This window comes from Streptomyces sp. DSM 120436 (assembly GCF_055778765.1).
Genome location: NZ_JBSKBS010000001.1, coordinates 4,199,163 through 4,220,299, shown reverse-complemented (window position 1 = coordinate 4,220,299; position 21,137 = coordinate 4,199,163). Strand labels below are relative to the sequence as shown.

The 21,137-nt window shown below is 73.8% G+C and carries 17 protein-coding genes; 8 read left to right on the top strand and 9 right to left on the bottom strand.

Going from position 1 to position 21,137, the window contains the following annotated elements:
- Nucleotides 1-17: 17 nt before the first annotated feature.
- From ACWH4W_RS18755 to ACWH4W_RS18735, 5 genes are all read right to left on the bottom strand, one after another.
- Nucleotides 18-1,049, bottom strand: a complete 1,032-nt coding sequence (locus ACWH4W_RS18755) for a glycoside hydrolase family 11 protein (RefSeq protein ID WP_473076867.1) — start codon at nt 1,047-1,049, stop codon at nt 18-20.
- Between the two features lie 326 nt (nt 1,050-1,375).
- Nucleotides 1,376-1,999 (bottom strand): Rv1733c family protein, encoded by a 624-nt coding sequence (locus ACWH4W_RS18750; RefSeq protein WP_473076866.1) that lies wholly within the window; start codon nt 1,997-1,999, stop codon nt 1,376-1,378.
- Between the two features lie 42 nt (nt 2,000-2,041).
- On the bottom strand, nt 2,042-2,845 hold the full coding sequence (locus ACWH4W_RS18745; protein WP_473076865.1) for a rod shape-determining protein: 804 nt from the start codon (nt 2,843-2,845) through the stop codon (nt 2,042-2,044).
- On the bottom strand, nt 2,842-3,210 hold the full coding sequence (locus tag ACWH4W_RS18740) for a TraR/DksA family transcriptional regulator (protein ID WP_473076864.1): 369 nt from the start codon (nt 3,208-3,210) through the stop codon (nt 2,842-2,844). Before ACWH4W_RS18740 ends, ACWH4W_RS18745 begins: the two co-directional genes overlap by 4 nt.
- Before the next feature lie 46 nt (nt 3,211-3,256).
- The gene (locus ACWH4W_RS18735) at nt 3,257-3,583 is read right to left on the bottom strand and encodes a TraR/DksA C4-type zinc finger protein (RefSeq protein WP_473076863.1); all 327 of its coding nucleotides are present in this window, start codon (nt 3,581-3,583) and stop codon (nt 3,257-3,259) included.
- 281 nt (nt 3,584-3,864) lie between these two features.
- Here ACWH4W_RS18735 and ACWH4W_RS18730 point away from each other — a divergent pair, with 281 nt between their 5' ends.
- From ACWH4W_RS18730 to secD, 4 genes are all read left to right on the top strand, one after another.
- Nucleotides 3,865-4,833: a HAMP domain-containing sensor histidine kinase gene (locus ACWH4W_RS18730; RefSeq protein ID WP_473077544.1), complete on the top strand. Its 969-nt coding sequence runs from the start codon at nt 3,865-3,867 to the stop codon at nt 4,831-4,833.
- Nucleotides 4,830-5,513 (top strand): response regulator, encoded by a 684-nt coding sequence (locus ACWH4W_RS18725; RefSeq protein WP_473076862.1) that lies wholly within the window; start codon nt 4,830-4,832, stop codon nt 5,511-5,513. The genes ACWH4W_RS18730 and ACWH4W_RS18725 overlap by 4 nt, the downstream gene beginning before the upstream one ends.
- Nucleotides 5,510-5,941, top strand: a complete 432-nt coding sequence (locus ACWH4W_RS18720; RefSeq protein ID WP_473076861.1) for a hypothetical protein — start codon at nt 5,510-5,512, stop codon at nt 5,939-5,941. The genes ACWH4W_RS18725 and ACWH4W_RS18720 overlap by 4 nt, the downstream gene beginning before the upstream one ends.
- A 63-nt stretch (nt 5,942-6,004) precedes the next feature.
- Nucleotides 6,005-8,323, top strand: coding sequence for a protein translocase subunit SecD (gene secD / locus ACWH4W_RS18715; protein WP_473076860.1), 2,319 nt, complete (start codon nt 6,005-6,007; stop codon nt 8,321-8,323).
- A 250-nt stretch (nt 8,324-8,573) separates the two neighbouring features.
- On the opposite strand, the gene ACWH4W_RS18710 is transcribed toward secD, so the two are convergent.
- Nucleotides 8,574-10,448: an ABC transporter ATP-binding protein gene (locus ACWH4W_RS18710; protein WP_473076859.1), complete on the bottom strand. Its 1,875-nt coding sequence runs from the start codon at nt 10,446-10,448 to the stop codon at nt 8,574-8,576.
- A gap of 391 nt (nt 10,449-10,839) precedes the next feature.
- Between ACWH4W_RS18710 and ACWH4W_RS18705 the strand changes: the two genes are divergently transcribed.
- The 3 genes from ACWH4W_RS18705 (at nt 10,840) to ACWH4W_RS18695 (ending at nt 15,341) form a co-directional block, all read left to right on the top strand.
- A complete protein-coding gene (locus ACWH4W_RS18705; protein WP_473076858.1) occupies nt 10,840-11,937 on the top strand; it encodes a mechanosensitive ion channel family protein in 1,098 nt (365 codons plus the stop codon).
- Between the two features lie 246 nt (nt 11,938-12,183).
- Nucleotides 12,184-14,403, top strand: a complete 2,220-nt coding sequence (locus tag ACWH4W_RS18700) for an NADP-dependent isocitrate dehydrogenase (RefSeq protein ID WP_473076857.1) — start codon at nt 12,184-12,186, stop codon at nt 14,401-14,403.
- Nucleotides 14,404-14,549: 146 nt separating this feature from the next.
- Nucleotides 14,550-15,341 carry an N-formylglutamate amidohydrolase gene (locus ACWH4W_RS18695; protein WP_473076856.1) on the top strand — a complete coding sequence of 264 codons (792 nt, stop codon included), beginning with the start codon at nt 14,550-14,552 and terminating at the stop codon, nt 15,339-15,341.
- Between the two features lie 440 nt (nt 15,342-15,781).
- Here the strand turns inward: ACWH4W_RS18695 and ACWH4W_RS18690 are convergent, their stop codons facing one another.
- From ACWH4W_RS18690 to ACWH4W_RS18680, 3 genes are read right to left on the bottom strand one after another with little or no spacing between them, the layout of a single operon-like run.
- Nucleotides 15,782-16,288: a hypothetical protein gene (locus tag ACWH4W_RS18690; RefSeq protein WP_473076855.1), complete on the bottom strand. Its 507-nt coding sequence runs from the start codon at nt 16,286-16,288 to the stop codon at nt 15,782-15,784.
- Nucleotides 16,285-16,860 (bottom strand): RNA polymerase sigma factor, encoded by a 576-nt coding sequence (locus ACWH4W_RS18685; protein WP_106416139.1) that lies wholly within the window; start codon nt 16,858-16,860, stop codon nt 16,285-16,287. The genes ACWH4W_RS18690 and ACWH4W_RS18685 overlap by 4 nt, the downstream gene beginning before the upstream one ends.
- A gap of 59 nt (nt 16,861-16,919) precedes the next feature.
- Nucleotides 16,920-18,353, bottom strand: a complete 1,434-nt coding sequence (locus ACWH4W_RS18680) for a S8/S53 family peptidase (RefSeq protein WP_473076854.1) — start codon at nt 18,351-18,353, stop codon at nt 16,920-16,922.
- A 126-nt stretch (nt 18,354-18,479) separates the two neighbouring features.
- On the opposite strand from ACWH4W_RS18680, the gene ACWH4W_RS18675 reads away from it, so the two are divergent.
- Nucleotides 18,480-21,086, top strand: coding sequence for a CHAT domain-containing protein (locus ACWH4W_RS18675; protein WP_473076853.1), 2,607 nt, complete (start codon nt 18,480-18,482; stop codon nt 21,084-21,086).
- The last annotated feature ends 51 nt before the right edge of the window (nt 21,087-21,137 follow it).

The window sequence follows — 21,137 nt, the reverse complement described above, 5'->3', positions numbered from 1 at the left end:
GTCCTCCTCGTGCCGGGTCAGGCTGCGCTGCAGGACACCGACGGCCAGGTCCAGTTGCCGTTGGTCTGGATCGTCGCGCCCCAGTTGTTGCCGTTGCCGTTGGGCCGTGCGACGAGGGTCTGGCTGTCGGGGTAGGAAGCGGTCACGTTCCAGGTGGCGGAGACCTTGGCGGGGGACGGGACCCGCATGGTGACGGTCCAGTTGCTGGAGCCGCTCACCGAGACGTTGAGGTTGTAGCGGTCGCCCCACTGCTGGCCGGCCGACAGGGTCGCGGTGCAGCCGCCGTTGCCACCGCCGCCGCCGCCGCCGCCACCGCCGCCACCGCCACCGCCGCCTCCTCCACCACCGCCGGAGCCCTCGCTCACGGTGATGTTGGAGCTGCCGCTGCTCTGGTAGCCCTCGGTGGCCATGATCATGTAGTTGTGGTTGCCCAGGTTCATGCCCTTGCTCGCCCAGGCGTCGAAGTGGTTGCCGCTGGTGATGGTGCCGCCGGTGCGCTTCTGCTGCCGGACGCTCCAGTACTGGTCGAAGGTGCGGGTGCCTTCGATGGAGGGGGCGTTGTACCGGGTGGTCTTGTAGATGTCGTACGTGCCGCCGTCGCTGGTGACGGTGCCCTTGTACTCGCCGGTGGGCCGGTAGGTGCCCCAGTTGTCGACGATGTAGTACTCGATCAGCGGGCCGGTGGTCCAGCCGTACAGCGTCAGGTACGCGTTGCCCGACGGGTTGAAGGTGCCGGAGTAGTTGACGGTCTTGCGGCCGCCGGTGCTCCAGCCCTTGCCGGCCACGAAGTTCCCGGTGTTCCGCCACTGGGTGCTGTAACTGCCGCCGGAGCCCAGGTCCATGGAGACCGTGCCCTGGGCGTCGGTCCAGAAGGAGTACCACCAGCCGTTGTTGGTGCCGGTCTGGTTGGTGGAGATGACGGGGGCGGCGGTCGCGGTGCCGGTGAGGAGCAGCGCGGTGAGCGCGGCGAGAGCGATCGTCCAGGCGCTCTTCACGTTCATGATCAGTCGGCCGCGTCTGCGGCCGCCGGGCGGTGCGGACACATGCATGGGTGACGCCTCCTGTTACGGCTCGATGGGGAGGTCGATGCCGTGACAGTGTTGATCTGAGCGCGTCAACCGTCAACAGTTTCGGTTAGGGTTTCGAAAAGTTCGAGCAACCGGAGATTGCGACGTGAATACGTATGACCAGCTCATCACGTCAGTGCGGACACTTGAAGGATGGAGCAGCGAATCATCGCTCAGCATGCCTTCGAAGATCGATCGCACAGAATCGAAACTTTCGTAGGACTTTTCCGTGGGCGCGGACCACGTGCGCACACGGGTGAGCCGCCGGTACGGGGGCGGTGCCGGCGGCTCACGATCGGGGGGCGGCGTCAGGTGGGCGTCGTCCAGCGCGGGGCCGTCTCCGCCCATGCGGCGTCCCAGCGGGCGAGGTTGCGGCGGCGCAGTGCGAACCTGGACACGGCGTGCATGGCGGTCCCCGCGAGGGCGACGCCGATCGCGGCGAGCAGCGCCCAGCCCGCGGTGCGGCTGCGGACCTCCTTGCCGGTCAGCGGCGCGTCGGTCGCCTCGCCCTCGGCGGTGACCCAGATGCGGACGGTGCTGTCGGCGGTCAGCCCCGGCGTCACCTCCGCCCGGGTGACGCGGGTCCGTCCCTCGCGGGTGACGACCCGGACCTCGACCGGGTAGCGGGTCCCCTTCTCCTCGTCCGAGCCCGGCTCCGGGTGCCGGGGGGCGTCCGCGACGAGGGTCGCGTCGGTCAGATGGCGCGTGCGCTGCTGGTGGCGCGCCAGGTCCTGGTAGTGCCGGTGGGCGGCGTCGCCCACCAGTGCGGCGGCCACGGGGGCCACGGCCAGTACGGCGATCAGCACCCCGAGGCCCAGCCATGCCTGCACCCTGTCGGTGCGGCGGCGCAGCGGGTTGGACCGCCAGCGCCAGAACAGGGGGCGCGGGGGCGGACCGGGGGGCGGCTGTGCCACGGGTGTCCCACCCGCCACGTTCACGGCTCCTTCCGGTAGCGGTCGCAGGCAGAGGCCGGGTCAGAGGGCGCCGTCGGCCGGCGGATGGTGGTGCGCGGCGGCCAGCAGGCCGGCGGCGCCGCGCACGGCGGCGGTGTGCGGGGACGGCACGGGCTGCACCGCGCAGTTCAGGCCGCCCGGCAGACCGCCGGTGATCTCGGGGCGCAGCGCTCCCCCGCCGGCCAGCAGCACGCCGCGGCGCAGCGCGGTGCGGGTCAGCGAGGTGCGGTCCTGCCGCAGCATCGCCGTCACCATGCCGACCACCGCCTCGGTGATCAGTTCCGGCGGTGTGCCGTCGGACAGGTCGGCGGTGCCCAGCGCGGTGCGCCGTGCGTCGGTGACCGCGCCGTCGGCGAGCAGCACCACCTCGGTGAGGTGCGCGCCGATGTCCGCCACCAGCAGCGGCCGGACGTGGTCGGCGCCCGCGGCCAGCGCGACCGCCCGCGCGCCGGGGACCGTCAGGACGGCGCGCGGGCGGAGCACCTCCACGGCCGTGCGGGCCGCGGTGCGGAACGCCGGCCCGTCGAACACCGGGGAGGTGACGACGACCAGCGGGCGGCCGATCCGCGGCACGCGGTGGCCGAGCAGCCGGTCCAGCATGCGGGCGGCGCCGGCGGTGTCGACGATGGTGCCGCGCTGGATGGGGTGGACGGCCCCCGAGCCGGGGAACGTCACGGTGGGCACGTCCAGGACCATGCCCCGTCCGGCGATGAACGCGCGCGTGCGGGCGCTGCCCAGGTCGAGAGCGAGACCTGAGCAGCGCCTGCACAGCGGCCAGTGCCGGTGCCGTGCGGGAGCCGGCCGGGGGTGCCGGACCACGGTCACCGGCCGGCCTCCCGCACCTGCTGGCAGCGCCCGCAGTAGCGGGCCTGGGGGACGATCAGCAGGCGGTGACGCTCGACCGGGCGGCGGCAGAGGTGACAGACGCCGTAACTCCCGGAGTCCATCCGGGCCAGCGCCTCCTCCACGTCGGCGAGCACCATGCGGGCCGAGGCGGCGAGCTTGACGCCGACCTCGACCTGCGCGGCGTCCTCACGCACGCGGCGGTCGTCGGCGCGGCTCGACGCGGCGAACTGCCGCAGCTGCTCCTCGCGGAACAGCCGCTGCTCGTGCAGGTTCTCACGGAGCGCGACGAGGTCCTCGGCGCTGAGGATCTCGTCGCGCTCGCCGATGGTCTGGTGGGTCACCACTGCACCCCTCGGGCAGAGCGGGATGGACGGACGGACGGGGGGCGTCTCAGGCCGCGCGGCGCTGGCAGCCGACGCAGTACCGGGTGTGCGGCAGGATCTCCAGCCGCTCCGGCGGTACCGGCTTCGAGCAGCCCAGGCAGGTGCCGTAGGTGCCGTCCTCGACCCGCGCGAAGGCCTCCTCGATCTCCTCGAGGACCCCCTTGATCGCGTCCCTCTGGTTCGACATCAGGTGGTCGCCGGGGCTGTCCCCGGTTTCGTCGAGCGCCTTGAGCTGCGCGAGCCTGGTGCTCCGCGCGTGCTCCAGGCGCAGGCGGACCTCGTCCGCGGCGGGGTTCGCGGTACGGGGTTCGGTGCGGGGCAGGTCGAGCGACACGTGTTTCCTCCTGGGGGATGTACGGGGTGACGCTTCCACCATGACCTGAGCCGTCGTGCCGTCCCATCGGGCGCGGGACCCATCTGTGCGGGGTCCGGGGACCCACCCCGCGCGGCGTGGGTCCGGCGGTCGGCGGAAAATGGGGCGCGCGGCCCATCGACCGGGCCGGGGTCCCCGGGCAGGCTGGCCCGGTGTCCGCCGGGACCAGGGGGTCGCTGCCGCATCAGGGGACGCGGTGACCGACAGTAGAGGCAGACGAGAAAGAGGAAGGCGTGACCTCCGTGTCCCTGTACTGGCGGATCTTCGGTCTGAACGCCGTGGTGCTGGGCAGCGCCACGGCGCTGCTGTTGTGGGCTCCGGTGACCGTGTCCGTGCCGGTGCTGCTGACGGAGGCGGTGATCCTCGTCGGCGGCCTGGGCGTGATGCTCGTCGCCAACGCGGCGCTGCTGCGCATCGGTCTGGCCCCGCTGGACCGCGTGACCCGGCTGATGACCACCGTCGACCTGCTGCGCCCCGGTCAGCGGCTGCCCGTGCGCGGCGGCGGCGAGGTGGCCGAGCTGGTGAGCGCCTTCAACGCGATGCTGGAGCGCCTCGAGGGGGAACGCGCCGCGAGCAGCGCCCGTGCCATCCTGGCCCAGGAGGGCGAGCGGCGCCGTATCGCCCAGGAGCTGCACGACGAGGTGGGGCAGAGCATGACGGCCGTGCTGCTGGCGCTGAAGCGGGCGTCCGACGAGGCGTCGGAGCCGCTGCGCGAGGAGCTGCAGCAGGCGCAGGAGATCACCCGCGGCAGCCTGGACGAGGTGCGGCGGCTGGTGCGCCGGCTGCGTCCCGGGGTGCTGGACGATCTCGGCCTGGTGAGCGCGGTGACCTCGCTGGCCACGGAGTTCTCCACCCACACCGGGCTGCGCGTGGTGCGCCGCTTCGATCCGGACCTGCCCGCCCTGGACCACGAGACGGAGCTGGTGATCTACCGGGTGGCGCAGGAGGGTCTGACCAACGCCGCCCGGCACGCCGAGGCCCGGTCCGTGGAGGTGGCGCTGCGCGGCACCGAGGAGGGCGTCGTGGTGGAGGTGGCCGACGACGGGCGCGGCATCGGCGCCGCCCGGGAGGGCGCGGGACTTCGCGGAATGCGTGAACGCGCCCTGCTGATCGGGGCCACCCTGGACGTCTGGAGCCCGGACGTGGTCTCCCGAACAGGAAGCGGTACCCGAATCCGGCTGACCGTGCCGGCCGTCAGGAAGCAGTCATGAACGACCAGGACATCCACGCCGACCGCCCCGCGGACACGATCCGCATCCTCCTCGCCGACGACCACGCGCTGGTGCGGCGCGGCGTCCGGCTCATCCTCGACCGGGAGCCGGACCTGGAGGTGGTCGCCGAGGCCGGCGACGGGGCCGAGGCGATCGCCATGGCCCGCACCCGCGACGTGGACCTCGCGGTGCTGGACATCGCCATGCCGCGGCTGACCGGTCTGCAGGCGGCGCGGGAGCTGACCGCGCTGAAGCCGGGGCTGCGCATCCTGATGCTGACGATGCACGACAATGAGCAGTATCTTTTCCAGGCGTTGAAGGCCGGGGCGGGCGGCTACGTGCTCAAGTCCGTCGCCGACCGTGATCTGGTCGCCGCCTGCCGGGCGGCGATGCGGGACGAGCCGTTCCTGTACCCGGGGGCGGTGACGGCCCTGATCCGCAACTACCTGGACCGGGTGCGGCACGGCGAGGAGGCTCCCGAGCAGGTGCTCACCCCGCGCGAGGAGGAGGTGCTGAAGCTGGTCGCCGAGGGTCACTCGTCGAAGGAGATCGCGGAGCTGTTGTTCATCAGCGTCAAGACGGTGCAGCGGCACCGGGAGAACCTGCTGCACAAGCTGGGGCTGCGGGACCGGCTCGAGCTGACCCGTTACGCCATCCGCGCGGGGCTCGTGGAACCTTGACCGTCGCTGTCCCGGGCCGTGCCGCCCGGCTTCCGCTGAAGGCCGCCGCGGCCGTCCTGGCCGCGTTCGCGGCCGTTCTGCTGACCCTCGGTTTCACCCCCGGCACGGCCCCCGCGTCGGCGGTCACGGGGGCCCCGGCCGCCCCCGCGTACTTCCCGGCTTCCCCCGGCACGCCGACGTACTCCTCCGGCACGCAGCCGCACAGCGACGAGGGGTACGTCGCCGCCCGCACCGTGCTCGTCCGGCCGGAGCGGGACGTCGGCGAGCGGAACGCCGCCGCCGGCCCGCTGCTGTTCACGCCCGCGCACACGCCGCGGGTCCCGCCCCGGCCCGCGCGCCCCGCGCCCGCGGCCGGTCACGCGCCGCCGGCCGCCGCGCACGTCCCGGCGGATCTGGGACGGGCGCCGCCCGCCGCCTCCAGCGTCTGAACCGTCCCCTTCCCCTCTTCCGCGTGCCCGCCGACGGGCACGAGTGCCTTACTGGAGGCATCTGTGAAACGTCCCGCCCGCGTCAGGGCGTTGTTCGCGCTTGCCGTGATCGCCGTGTCCGTGTTCGTCGCCGTCACCGTTCCGGTCCGTCTGGGACTGGACCTGCGGGGCGGCACCCAGATCGTGCTGGAGACCCGCTCCACCGAGACCCTCGAGGCCGACGCCGAGGCCACCGACCGCACCCTGGAGGTGCTGCGCGGCCGGGTCGACGCGCTCGGCGTCGCCGAACCGACCATCGTCCGCTCCGGCGACCAGCGGATCATCGTCGAGCTGCCCGGCGTGCAGGACCCGCGGCAGGCCGCCGAGGTGCTGGGCCGCACCGCCCAGCTCTCCGTCCACGCCGTCAAGGGGCCGGGCGCCCAGGACGGCAAGAACCTCCCGAAAGGCGAGCGCGTGCTGCCCGACGAGGCGGGCGAGCGGCTGCACCTCGACAAGGCCGCGCTCAGCGGCCAGGACGTCGAGAGCGCCGAGGCCCGCTTCGACCCGCAGAGCGGGGCCGGCTGGCACGTCACCATCGACTTCGAGGACGGCAAGGGCTGGGCCCGGCTGACCGGTGAGGCCGCCTGCAACCCGGCGGGCGACCCGAAGCGCCGGGTGGCCATCGTGCTCGACAACAAGATCATCTCCTCGCCGCAGGTCGACCCGTCGGTGGCGTGCGGTGCGGGCATCACCGGTGGGTCCACGCAGATCACCGGCTCCTTCACCCCCGACGAGGCGAAGGAGCTCGCGCTGCTCGTGCACGGCGGCGCCCTGCCGGTGCCGGTGGAGACGGTGGAACAGCGGACCGTCGGCCCGACGCTGGGCGCCGAGGCCATCCGCGCCAGCGCCTGGGCCGCCGTCGTCGGCACCGCCCTCACGGCCCTGTTCGTGCTGGTCGTCTACCGCCTCATGGGCTTCCTCGCCATCGTGGCCCTGCTCTGCTACGGCCTGATCTCGTACGCCGGTCTCGCGGCCCTCGGCGCCACCCTGACCCTGCCCGGCCTCGCCGGTTTCGTGCTGGCCATCGGCATGGCCGTGGACGCGAACGTGCTGGTCTTCGAACGCGCCCGGGAGGAGTACGCCAAGCGGAACCGGCCCAGCGGCCGCTCGGCCCTGACCGCCGGTTTCAAGGGCGCCTTCAGCGCGATCGCCGACTCCAACGTGACCACGCTGATCGCGGCGGCGCTGCTGTTCGTGCTGGCGTCCGGCCCGGTGAAGGGCTTCGGCGTCACGCTCGGCATCGGTGTGCTGGCGTCCATGATCAGCGCCCTGGTGATCACCCGGGTGCTCGCCGAGTTCGCGGTGGCGCGCCGCTGGGTGCACCGGCGTCCCCAGATCACGGGTCTGGCCTCCGTGGGCCGGGTGCGCGCGTACCTCACCCGCCGCGACCCGCAGCTGATGCGGCGCCCCCTGCGCTGGCTGGGGCTGTCCGCCGTGGTGCTGGCCGTCGCCGCCGCGGGCATCTTCGTGCGCGGGCTGAACTTCGGCGTGGAGTTCACCGGCGGCCGGCTGATCGAGTACTCGACCGAGCAGACCGTCGACCCGGACCGGGCCCGCGCCGCCCTCGCCGACGCCGGCTTCCCGCAGGCCGTCGTGCAGTCCTCCGGTGACAGCGGCCTGACGGTGCGCACCGAGGAGCTGACCAACGAGGAGGCGGTCAAGGTCGAGGAGACCGTCGCCGAGCTCGGCGGCGGGGCGGAGAAGGTCCGCGACGAGCTGATCGGTCCGAGCCTCGGCGACGAGCTGCGGCGCAACGCGCTGATCGCGCTCGGCCTCGCGCTCGCCGCGCAGCTGCTGTACCTGGCGGTGCGGTTCCGGTGGATGTTCGGCGCGGGCGCGGTGGCCGCGCTGGCGCACGACGTGGTGATCCTCACCGGTGTGTTCGCCTGGCTGGGCAAGCCGATCGACGGCGTGTTCCTGGCGGCGCTGCTGACCGTGATCGGCTACTCGGTGAACGACTCCGTGGTGGTCTTCGACCGCATCCGGGAGCTGTGGCGCAAGGACGCCAAGGCGCCGCTGGCGCAGGTCACCAACCAGGCGATCCTGCAGACGGTGCCGCGGACGGTGAACACCGGTATCGGCGTGATCTTCATCCTGGCCGCGCTGGCCCTGCTGGGCGGCGACTCGCTGACCGACTTCGCGCTGGCCCTGCTCATCGGCATGGTCATCGGCACGTACTCGTCGGTCCTGACCGCGTCTCCCCTCGCCATCGAGCTGGACGCGCGCACGGGCGGCGGACAGGACGGCCGCAAGCGGGGCCGCGCAGGCGGCTCCCGCAAGCCGGCGACCACCCGGACCGCCGAACGCCCGCAGCGCACGGCGACGACGGGCGAACGCCTGTAGCCCCACGTGGTGCCGCCGCCGGCCGGAAAGCCGGCGGCGGCACCGCGCCCCTTCCAGGGGGGCGGGGACCTGCGCGACCAGCCCCCGCGGACCCGCACCGTCCCCTGCAGTGCGAGCCCCGCAAAGGGGCGCGGGGAACTACGCGCCCAGCCCCCACGAACCCGCACCGTCCCCGCGACCCACTCCCAAGGGGCGCGGGGAACCGCGCGCTCACCCCCACCCACCCGCGCGCTCCCGCCGACGCGCCCCCTCACACAACCGCCGCCTCCCCCACGAACTGCGTCCGGTACAGTTCCGCGTACCGCCCACCCGCGCCCAGCAACTCCTCGTGCGTCCCACGCTCGACCACGCGCCCGCCCTCGACCACGAGGATGAGATCGGCCGCCCGCACGGTCGACAGACGGTGGGCGATCACCACCGCCGTCCTCCCCTCCAGCGCCTCCCCCAACGCCTCCTGCACGGCAGCCTCGGACGTGTTGTCCAGGTGAGCGGTCGCCTCGTCGAGGACGACCACCCGCTGCCGCGCCAGCAGCAGCCGCGCGATCGTCATGCGCTGCCGCTCCCCGCCGGAGAGCCGGTACCCGCGCTCCCCGACCACCGTGTCCAGCCCGTCGGGCAGCGCCCGCACCAGCGTGTCCAGGCGGGCCCGGCGCAACGCCTCCCAGACCTCGTCCTCGCCCGCGTCCGGCCGCGCCAGCAGCAGATTCGCGCGCACGGTGTCGTGGAAGAGGTGACCGTCCTGGGTCACCATGCCGACCGTGGCCCGCAGCGACGCCGCGCTCAGCTCGCGGACGTCGACGCCGCCCACCCGCACCGCCCCCGAGTCGACGTCGTACAGGCGGGGCAGCAGGGCCGCGACGGTCGACTTGCCGGCGCCGGAGGAGCCGACGAGCGCGACGGTCCACCCGGGTTCGGCGCGGAAGGAGATGCCGTGCAGCACCTCCTCGCCGCCGCGCGTGTCGAGGGTGGCGACCTCCTCCAGGGAGGCCAGGGAGACCTTGTCGGCGGACGGGTAGCCGAAGCGGACGTCGTCGAACTCCACCGCGACCGGGCCCTCGGGCACCTCGCGCGCGTCGGGCCGCTCCCGGATGAGGGGTTCGAGGTCCAGCACCTCGAAGACCCGCTCGAAGCTGACCAGCGCGCTCATCACCTCCACCCGCGCCCCGGCCAGCGAGGTCAGGGGCGCGTACAGCCGGGTCAGCAGCAGCGCCAGCGCCACCACCGCGCCCGCGTCGAGGGCGCCGGACAGGGCGAGCCGGCCGCCGAGCCCGTAGACCAGGGCGAGGGCGAGGGCGGAGACGAGGGTGAGCGCGGTGATGAACACCGTCTGGGCGGTGGCCGTGCGCACGCCGATGTCCCGCACCCGGCGGGCGCGTTCCGCGAACTCCTCGGACTCCTCCTCGGGCCGCCCGAACAGCTTCACCAGGGTGGCGCCGGGCGCGGAGAACCGCTCCGTCATCCGCGTGCCCATGGCCGCGTTGAGCGCGGCGGCCTCGCGGTGGAGGCCGGCCATGCGGCGGCCCATGCGGCGGGCCGGGACCACGAACACCGGCAGCAGCACCAGCGACAGGAGGGTGATCTGCCAGGACAGCGTCAGCATCACGCCGAGGGTGAGCACCAGGGTGACCAGGTTGCCGACCACCGTCGACAGGGTGGTGCTGAAGGCCCGCTGGGCGCCGATGACGTCGTTGTTGAGACGGGAGACGAGCGCTCCCGTACGAGTGCGGGTGAAGAACGCGACCGGCATCCGCTGCACGTGGTCGAAGACGGCCGTCCGCAACCCCAGGATGAGGTCCTCGCCGAGGGCCGCCGACAGTCTCCGCCCCAGTACGCCGAGGGCCGCCTCGGCCACCGCGATCAGCGCGATCAGCAGCGCGAGACGCACCACCGTGTCCGGGTCCCCGGCCGACACGATGGTGTTCACGACCCGTCCCGCGAGGACGGGCGTGGCGACGGCGAGCGCCGCGGTCGCCGTGCCGAGCAGCACGAACAGGACCAGCCGGCGGCGGTGCGGGCGGGCGAAGGCGCCGATCCGGCGCAGGGTGTCCCGGGTGACCGGGCGGTGCCCGTCCTCGGCGGTCACGACGTTGCGCAGTTGTACCCATGCGGTGGTCTCCATGCTCATAACGGCGACGCTAGAACCTCGACCATGATTGAGGTCAAGGGCGCGCCCGCCCCGCCGGTCCGGCCCGCGGACGGCGGCCGAACTCCGGCACGGGGCCACGCTGCTGACGGAGGGTCTGGAGGGTGCGACCCGGTTCACGTCCGGGCGGTCCGGCCGGCTCGGCCGACGGGCCGTGAGACCGGCCGCAGGACCGCTCTCAGCACGCCACGTGGTACGAACTGCCCTTCCGGATACGGCAGGATGAGCGACGGTGCCCCCGCAGGTCATGACGGGTGCGGCACCGATGGATCCCGTATACCTCGAGCAGGTGACATCACGTGACACGACTTCACATACGGCCCTCGGCCCAGGAGACACGGCCGTCGGCCCAGGGGTGCGCGGGGGGTGAGCGGTGACCCGCTCCCTCACCGTGGACGATCTGGTGCACGCCGGAATCGCCCTCGCCGCCGGCTTCCTGGCGGCGTTCCTGCTCCGCATGGTCCTGCGCTGGCTGGCCCGGCACGCCGAGCGCACCGCCTGGCGCGGCGACGACATCCTGGTGGACGCGCTGCGCACGGTCGCGCCGTGGGCGGCCGTCGCGGCCGGAGCGGCCTCCGCGGCGGCGGCGCTGCCGCTGACCCGGACCGTGCAGCACACGGTCAACCAGGTGCTGACCCTGGGGGTGATCCTCGTCGCGAGCGTGGCGGCCGCCCGGGTGGTGGCGGACCTGGTGCGCTCGGTCACCCAGTCGCGGTCCGGCGTGGCCGGGTCGGCGACGATCTTCGTGAACATCACCCGGATCCTGGTGCTCTCGATCGGCTTCCTGATCGGGCTGCAGACGCTGGGCATCTCCATCGCCCCGCTGCTCACCGCCCTCGGCGTGGGTGGTCTGGCGGTCGCGCTGGCGCTCCAGGACACGCTCGCGAACCTCTTCGCGGGCATCCACATCCTCGCCTCCAAGACCGTGCAGCCGGGCGACTACATCCGTCTGAGCAGCGGCGAGGAGGGCTACGTCGAGGACATCAACTGGCGCCAGACGACCGTCCGCGAGCTGTCCAACAACCTGGTGGTCATCCCCAACGGCCAGCTCGCCAAGACGAACATGACCAACTTCATGCGGCCCCAGCAGCAGCTCACCATCCTGGTCCAGGCCGGCGTGTCCTACGACAGCGACCTGGAGCACGTGGAGCGGGTGACGAAGGAGGTCGTCGCCGATGTGATGACCGAGATCACCGGGGCGGTGCCGGAGCACGAGCCGGCGGTGCGGTTCCACACCTTCGGCGACTCGCGCATCGGGTTCACCGTGATCCTGGGCGTGGCCGAGTTCAGCGACCAGTACCGGATCAAGCACGAGTTCATCAAGCGGCTGCACCGCCGCTACCGCGAGGAGGGCATCCGCATCCCGTCCCCCGCCCGGACGGTCGCCCTCCAGCAGGGCACGGTGCTGATCCCGTCCCAGCGGGACGGATCGGCGGTCCCGGACGACATGACCACCGCCCGGCCGGTCTGACGGCGGCGGGCCGCAGCGGGCACAGGGTGCTGCGGCCCGGCGGGCCCGCCGGGCCACGGGGTGCGCAGGCGGGCCGGCGCGGTGTTCCGGCTCGGGCCGGGGCTCCGCGCCGGACCCCGTCCGCGCGGTTCTCCGCGCCTCTGCAGGACGCTCCCGCGGAATTCGGCGCGGACCCCTGTCGAGCCGGAGGCCGTCACAAGATATCTTGATGTCGAGCAATGTTGCAGACGTGGAGCGGAGCACCCGGTGACTGACTCGACCATCATCTATACGCACACTGACGAGGCCCCGGCCCTGGCGACGTATTCCTTCCTGCCGGTGGTCCAGGCCTACGCCTCGCAGGCGGGTGTCGCCGTGGAGACGCGGGACATCTCGCTCGCCGGGCGCATCATCGCCGTGTTCCCGGAGTACCTCACCGAGGACCAGCGCATCCCGGACGCCCTCGCCGAGCTCGGTGAACTGGCGAAGACGCCCGCGGCCAACATCATCAAGCTGCCGAACATCTCGGCGTCGATCCCGCAGCTCAAGGCCGCCGTCGCCGAGCTGCAGGCCCAGGGCTACGCGCTGCCCGACTACCCGGACGACCCGAAGACCGACGAGGAGCGGGAGATCCAGGCCCGCTACGACAAGGTCAAGGGCTCGGCGGTGAACCCGGTCCTGCGCGAGGGCAACTCCGACCGCCGCGCCCCCGCCTCGGTGAAGAACTACGCCAAGGCCCACCCGCACCGCATGGGCGCCTGGACGGCCGAGTCCAAGACCAACGTCGCCACGATGGGCCGGGACGACTTCCGCTCCACCGAGAAGTCGGTCGTGATCGCCGAGGACGGCGCGCTGCGCATCGAGCTCCGGGGCGACGACGGCTCCACCACCGTGCTGCGCGAGTCGGTGCCCGTCCTCAAGGGCGAGGTCGTCGACGCCTCCGTGATGCGGGTCGCCGCGCTGCGCGAGTTCCTCGCCGCGCAGGTCGCCCGCGCCAAGCAGGAGGGCGTGCTGTTCTCCGTGCACCTGAAGGCCACGATGATGAAGGTCTCCGACCCGATCATCTTCGGCCACGTGGTGCGCGCCTTCTTCCCGAAGACCTTCGCGCGGTACGGCGACAAGCTCGCCGCCGCCGGCCTCACCCCGAACGACGGTCTGGGCGGCATCTACAAGGGCCTGGAGAGCCTGCCCGAGGGCGCCGAGATCAAGGCGTCCTTCGACGCCGAGCTCGCCGAGGGCCCGGACCTGGCGATGGTCGACTCCGACAAGGGCATCACCAACCTGCACGTCCCCTCGGACGTCATCGTCGACGCCTCCATGCCGGCCATGATCCGCACCTCCGGCCACATGTGGGGCCCCGACGGCCAGGAGGCCGACACCCTCGCGGTGCTCCCGGACTCCTCCTACGCCGGCGTCTACCAGGCCGTGATCGACGACTGCCGCGCCAACGGCGCCTACGACCCGTCCACCATGGGCTCGGTCCCGAACGTCGGTCTGATGGCGCAGAAGGCCGAGGAGTACGGCAGCCACGACAAGACCTTCGAGATCCCCGTCACCGGCACCGTCCGCCTGGTCGACCAGAACGGCGACGCCGTCATCGAGCAGGCCGTGTCCGCCGGTGACATCTTCCGCGCCTGCCAGACCAAGGACGCGCCGATCCGCGACTGGGTGAAGCTGGCCGTCACCCGCGCCCGCGCCACCGGCGACCCGGCCGTCTTCTGGCTGGACGAGACCCGCGCGCACGACGCCAACCTGATCGCCAAGGTCGAGCAGTACCTGCCGGAGCACGACACCGAGGGCCTGGACATCCGGATCCTCGCCCCGGTCGAGGCGACCAAGCTGTCGGTGGAGCGCATCCGCCGCGGCGAGAACACCATCTCGGTCACCGGCAACGTGCTGCGCGACTACCTGACCGACCTGTTCCCGATCCTGGAGCTGGGCACCAGCGCCAAGATGCTGTCGGTGGTCCCGCTGATGGCGGGCGGCGGCCTGTTCGAGACGGGCGCGGGCGGCTCGGCGCCCAAGCACGTGCAGCAGCTGGTCAAGGAGAACTACCTGCGCTGGGACTCCCTCGGTGAGTTCTTCGCGCTGGTGCCGTCGCTGGAGCACTACGCCTCCACCACGGGCAACGCGCGCGCCAAGGTGCTCGCCGACACCCTCGACCGCGCCACGGCGACCTTCCTCAACGAGGACAAGTCCCCGACCCGTCGTCTCGGCGGCATCGACAACCGCGGCAGCCACTTCTACCTGTCCCTGTACTGGGCGCAGGAGCTGGCCGCACAGACCGAGGACGCGGACCTGGCGAAGGCGTTCGCGCCGCTCGCGGAGAGCCTCGCGGCCAACGAGGCGAAGATCGTCGAGGAGCTGAACGCGGTCCAGGGCAAGCCGGCCGAGATCGGCGGCTACTACCAGCCCGACCCGGCGAAGGCTTCCGCGGTCATGCGCCCGTCCACCACGTGGAACGAGCTGCTGGCGTCCCTGAGCTGACCCGGACGTCCCCCGGCTCCGCCCCGGCCGGCGACCCGCCCGGCCGGGGCGGAGCCGTTCCCCCTGCCCCGGGGCAGGGGGCCGTTGTCAGTGGCGTGTGGCACCTTGATCGTCGTACACCACCGACAGCACCTTCGGAGCACCGCATGACCGTCGCGCCCCCCTCGTTCGACCTCCTCCCCGGCGATCCCGCCTCCCCGGTGATCCTCCACGTGCCGCACTCGGCGCGGGAGGTACCGGCGGACGTACGGACCGGGATCGTCCTGGACGATCCCGCGCTGGAGCGGGAGCTGGACCACATCACCGACGCGCACACCGCGGCGATCGCCGAGGAGGCGGCCCGGGCGGCCGGGGTCACGCCGTGGCGGTTCGTCAACCGGCTGTCACGGCTGGTCGTGGACCCGGAGCGGTTCCCCGACGAGCGGGAGGAGATGCTCGCGGTCGGCATGGGCGCGGTCTACACGAAGACCACGCACAAGGACCTCCTGCGCCCTGACGGCTTCGACGCGGAACCGCTGGTCGAGCGGTACTTCCATCCGTACGCGCGGGCGATGACGGAGGCGGTGGCGGACCGGCTCGCGGCGACCGGGCGGTGCGTGATCGTCGACGTGCACTCCTACCCGAGCGCCCCGCTGCCGTACGAGCTCCACGGCGACGGCCCGCGCCCCGCGGTGTGCCTCGGCACCGACTCCTTCCACACCCCGCCCGCCCTCCTCACGGCCGCCCGCGAGGCGTTCGCGCCGTGCGGGGAGACCGGCCTCGACAGCCCGTTCGCCGGCACGTACGTACCGCTGGACTTCTACGGCACACGGGCGGAGGTGTCGGCCCTGATGGTGGAGATCCGCCGCGACACCTACATGACGGAGCCGGGCGGCCCCGCCCACGAGGGCCTGCCCCGCCTGGCGTCGGCGCTGGCGGCACTGATCGACGCGGTGTGAGGCGGTGTCCCGCCACGTGGCGGGACACCACCGGGCAGGACACCACCGGGCGGGACGCCTGAAGACACCCGCCCACTACAAGCGCTCCTCCGCCCGCGCGAACCCGTGCAGCCGTTCGGTCGCGTCCGCACGGACGGCTGCGTGCCTGTCGGCGCCGGGGACGGCAAGCGCTCACGCGCCCGGCCGACGCGGCGCAGGCCGCCGGAGGGTGCCGGGCGATGCCACCGGCCGTCCCGGCCGGAAGACCGCGCGCCCTCCGCCCGCGACCGGGCGCCTGCCCGCCCCTGCCGACGGCAGCGGACTCCGGCCCGGCGAGCACTCGCCGCGCCCGGCCCACCGGGCGAGGAGGCCCCTCCGCGGACCACTCGTCGCCCCGGGTCGCACGGCGTGAGGCCGCGGACGGCCTCGTCCGGGCGGGCCGGGGCGGGCCGGCGGGCCGGTCAGGCGCGGAGCCACTCCGTCATGACGACCTCGTCGGCCGTGTGCAGGCGGAGGGCGAACGGGCCGGACGGGGTCGTGGCCGCGGTGAAGCGGCCCATGTCGTCGGCGGTGACCGTGGCGGCCGGGCGGGGGCCGTCCAGGACCTCGATGCGGGCGGGGCCCGGCGGCAGGACCTGGCCGATGAGGCCCTCCTCGGTCAGTTCGACGTCCAGCGTCACCTCGCCCGCGCCGAACGTCAGCATGCGCGGGGCGGCCGCCGCGCCCCGCACGGGAATCGCGTCGACGAGCGAGTCGAAGGTCAGCTCGGCGACCCGCGCGTCCAGGTCGCGCAGCGCGAACGCGTCGACGGCGCTCTGCAACAGCGCCGCCGGCACCGGGTCCAGGACGGCCGCGGCCTGCCGCAGCTCCTCCTCCAGCAGCTCCTCGTCGGCGCCGGGGCCGTCGTCGAAGCCCGTACCGTCGTCGAAACCCATGTCGTCGCTCAGGTCGTCGTCCATGCCGCTCATGCCGTCCCCCGTGTCTCCAGCCGGGCCCGCAGCCGGCGCAGACAGCGCTGGCGCATCGGTCCGATGCTGCCCACCGCGATGTCGAGCGCGGCGGACACCTCCTGATAACTGGGCGGCGGCGACGCGATCAGCACCCGCAGCAACTGCCTGCACCGCTCGCCCAGTTCCTCGAACGCCTGCCACAGCCGCCGCACCCGCTCCCCCTGCGCGGCGGCCTCCTCCGTCTCCAGCAGCGCCTGTTCGGGCTCCCCGTCCTCGCTGACCGTGTCGAGCAGCCGCGGGTCGTCCGTCAGGACCAGCCGCCGCGCGTCGCGGTGCACCTTCAGGCACTCGTGGCGCGCGGTGCTGGCCAGCCAGGAGCCCGCCTTCTCCGGCTCGCGGATGCGGTCCAGGTGCTGGGTGAAGCGGAACCACACGGTCTGGTAGACCTCGTGGGCGTCGGCGTCCGAGAGCCGGTGCGCGCGCACCACGGACCAGACCAGCGGGCCGAGCCCTTCCACGATCGCCTTCCAGGCCGCCGCGTCGCCGTCGACAGCGGACCGGACCAACGCGCCGACTTCCGAACGCTCCACGGTGCCACCCCTCATGTACGGCACGTCATGGTACGCCGTGGAGGGCATGGTTCCGGTCGTCATGGCCGCGCGGTGGGCGCCGGGACGCGTACGGGGCGCCAGGTGGGCGGCAGCAGCGCGGGCTTGGGCACCCCGCGCACGTCCACGAACGCGTCGACGTGGTCCATCAGTTGCCGCCGGGCCGCACGCGGGTCGCGCTCGCCCCGCGCCGCCATGTGGGAGGCGATCATGCCGACCGCGACGGGGGTCGCGAACGAGGTGCCGCTCCACTGGGCGAGCCCCTCGAACATCACCTGGTCCGGCTTGGCGGGCCCGTCGTCCTCGCTCAACACGCCGGTGTGGCGCGGGTGGTGGCAGGTGCAGGCGTAGTCGAAGCCGTAACGGCAGGCGTCGTAGGTGGAGTGCTGGTACACGTACGGCACGGGCGAATCGAAGCCGGTGAGGGCGCTGACCAGCCGCTCGCCGGGGGCGTACGCCTTCACCCAGGCCCCGTGGTTGCTGAAACAGGCGTCGGACTCGCCGTCCGCGCGGAGCGCGCCGACCGACAGCACGGCCTCCTCGTAGCCGGGCAGATCCGCGTAGGCGGCGGGCCAGAAGGGCGTGGCGCTGCCGTTGTTGCCCGCGGCGGCGACCAGCAGGGTGCGGCGTGCGCGCAGTTCGCGCATGAAGGCGTCGACGCCGAGGAGGCCGTCGGTGCGGCCGTTCGACGTGCCGGCGGAGAGGCTGAGGACGTCGGGCCAGCCGCCCGCGTCGACGGCGTCGAAGAGCTTCTCGCCGAACTCGTGCTCCAGCACCGCCCCCGCGTCGTTGAGGGCGCCGCTGACGGTGATGTCGGTGTGCGGGGCGACGGCGGCGACCAGTCCGGCGATGAACGTGCCGTGGCCGCAGTACTGCTGGAGGATCCCGTCGTCGTCGCACTCGGCGACCTGGGCGTCCCCCCGGGTGCGGGCGAGCGGCGGGTAGGAGCGGTAGTCGTGCATCAGCCCGGTGTCGACGACCAGGACCCGCGCGGCGTCCCCGGCCGGGTCGCCGTCGGTCCCGGCCAGGCCCGGGTTGGGCGGGGCGTCGCGCGTCACGGGCACCGGCTCGTCGCCCGGACAGGCGTTGACGGCGATGTGCACCACGTGGTTGCGGCTGACCATGCGGCGTCCGGCGCGTCCCTCCACCGCGGCGAGCGCGCGCAACGCGCCCTGGACGGCCGGGTCGCCGCCGGCGTCGCCCTCGCCGGGGTCGGACACCCGGATGCGGACGACGCCGGAGCGGTCGGCCGCGGGGCCGAGGCGGCGCACGCGGTCCGGCACGCCGGCGGCGAACGTGGTGAAGTGACCGCGCACGGTGTCCTCGACGACCTGCGCCTCCTCCCCCTCCCGGGCCAGGACGACACCCTTCTCGTAGAGGAACTCCCCGCTGTCGTCGGGTCCCACGGCCAGTGGGACGTCCGGCATGGAGCGCTGGATCTGCCGGAACTGCTCACGGAAGCGCTGGGGTGGCATGGCGTGTCCTCCACTGGGCGACGGGGGCCGGAGCCGCGGAGCTGTCGTGAAGAAGAGTCTCCGGGCCCTCCTTTGATACAACGCCGTACCTGTGAGGCGTGGTCGCGGACCACTACCATCGGGGAGGTGACAGCGGGAAGCGACGCGGTGCAGGACCTCCTTCCGCTGGTGTTCGCCGCCCCGAACGAGGCGCTGACCCGGGCCGAGTCCGTGCTGCGCCACCGCCCGGCCCCCCTGCACGCCTCCGTCGCCCACCAGGTGATCGGCATCTGGCAGCGGGACTTCGGGGACATCCGGCTCGCCCTGCGTCATCTGCGCAGGGCGCGGGACTGGGCGGCGCGGGCGGACTCGGCGGACCGGGAGGCGGACGTCCTCGCCACCCTCGGGGTCGCGTTGGTGCACTCGGGACGCACCCGGCAGGGCCTGGACGCCCTGAGCCGGGGCGTGCGGCGCGGCACCGGCCACACCCGTGCCCGGGTGCTGTTCCGGCGGGCGTACGCGTGGTGGGTGCTGGGCCACCACAAGGAGGCCCTGGAGGACGTACGGCGGGCCGTTCCGGTGCTGCGGCAGGCCGGGGACGTGATCTGGACGGCGCGGGCGCTGACGCTGCGGGCGACGGTGCATCTGGCGCTGGGCGCGGTGGAGCGGGCGGAGGCCGACTTCGCGTCGGCGGAGGACCTGTGGGCGGACACGGACCAGGAGCACGACAAGGCGGACGCGGTGGAGAGCCGGGGGCTGGCCGCCTTCCGCTCCGGTGACGTCCCGGCGGCACTGCGGCTGCTGGACGAGGCGGAGGAGCGGTACGCCAAGCTGGGCACGCCGACGTTCATGCTGAGCATCCGGCGCTGCGAGGTGCTGATGGCCGCGGGTCTGGCGGCGGAGGCACTGGCCGAGGCGGACACGGCGATCGCCGAACTGGACTCCATCGGCGGGCAGTCGACGCGCAAGGCGGAGCTGCTGCTGGCGGCCGCGCGGGCCGCCCGGCAGGCCGACGACCCGGGGACGGCGATGGCACGGGCGGGGCTCGCCGTGCGGCTGTTCGCGGGGCAGCGGCGCGCCTGGTGGGAGGCGCACGCCCGGCTGGTGCTGATCGGGGCCCGGTACGAGGCCGGGAAGAGGTCGGGCAGGCTGGTCGCGGACGCGGCGGCCGTGGCGGGGCGGCTGGCGGAGCTCGGCGCGCCGGCCGCCCCGGAGGCGTTCCTGCTGGCCGGGCGGATCGCGCTGGACCTGGGCCGGACGGCGGACGCGGAGCGGCACATGGCGGTGGCCGCGCGCAGCCGGCGCGGCGGGCCGCCGCTCGCGCGGATGACGGGCTGGGCGGCGCAGGCGCTGCGTGCGCGGGCGGCCGGTTCCACGCGGGGCGTGCTGGAGGCGTGCCGGCGCGGGCTCGACGTGCTGGACGACCACCGGATGACGCTGGGCGCGTCGGAGCTGCGGGCGCGGGCCACCGCGCAGGGCGCGGAGCTGGCGGCGCTGGCGCAGCAGGCCGCCCTGCGGTCGGGCGGGCCGCGGCGGCTGCTGGTGTGGAGCGAACGCTGGCGGGCCACCGCGCTGTCCGCTCCGCCGACCCGGCCGCCCGCCGACCCGGAGCTGCTGAGCCACATGACCGCCTACCGGGAGATCGCGGCCCGCGCCGAGGAGGCCCGGATGGAGGGCAGGCCGGTGCCGGCCCTGGAGCGGGAGCAGCGCCGCCTGGAGCGGGCGATCCGCTCCCGCACCCTGCACATGCGGGGCGAGGCGTCCGGCGACGACACCCGCTTCGACGCCGGCCGTCTGCTGGAGCGTCTGGGCGACGGCGTACGGCTGGTGGAGCTGGCGGTGGTCGACGGGCGGGTGCAGGTGCTGCTGTGCGGGCAGGGCCGGGTGCGCCGGTTCGAGGCGGGGTCGTTGGCGGCGGCCGAGACGGAGGCCGAGCATGTGCAGGCGGGGCTGCGGCGGCTGGCCCATCCGGGGGCGCAGGCGCGGCTCCCGGTGGTGGAGGCGGCGGGCCGCCGGCTGGAGGAGCTGCTGCTGGGGCCCGCCGCGGCGCACCTGGGCGACGGGCCGGTGGTGATCGTGCCGCCGGGGCGGCTGCACCGGGTGCCGTGGGCGCTGCTGCCGTCGCTGCGGGAACGGGTCGTCAGCGTGTCGCCGTCGGCGAGCAGTTGGCTGCGGGCGCGGGAGACGCGTCCGCCGCGCGGTGGACGCCAGGTGCTGGTGCGCGGCCCGGGTCTCGCCACGGGCGGCGCGGAGGTGACCCGGCTGGCCGCCCGGTACGGCGGCGCGACGGTGCTGGAGCACCGGGACGCGACGGTGCCGCGGGTGCTCGCGGAGCTGGACGGGGCCGGGCTGGCGCACATCGCGGCGCACGGCGCGTTCCGCACGGACGGCCCGATGTTCTCCTCGCTGCGGATGGCGGACGGCCCGCTGATCGTGCACGACTTCGAACGGCTCGGCCGCAGCCCGTACCGCCTCATCCTGTCCTGCTGCGACACGGCCCGCTTCGCCACGGTCGGCGCGGACGAACTCCTCGGCCTGGTCACGGCGTTGCTGCCGTTGGGCACGGCGGGCGTGGTGGCGTGCAGCGCCCCGGTCAACGACGCGGCGGTCGTCCCGCTGATGCTGGCGCTGCACGAGGGCCTGGCCGCGGGCCTCCCCCTCCCGGAGGCCCTCCGCGACGCCCGGGCGGCCCTCCCCGCGGACGCCCTGCACCGGGCCACGGGGTGGGCCTTCACGGCGTTCGGGGCGGCGTGAGGGAACGCGATGCCGCACGACGCCCCCGGCCGCACGGACCCCGCCTCGGCG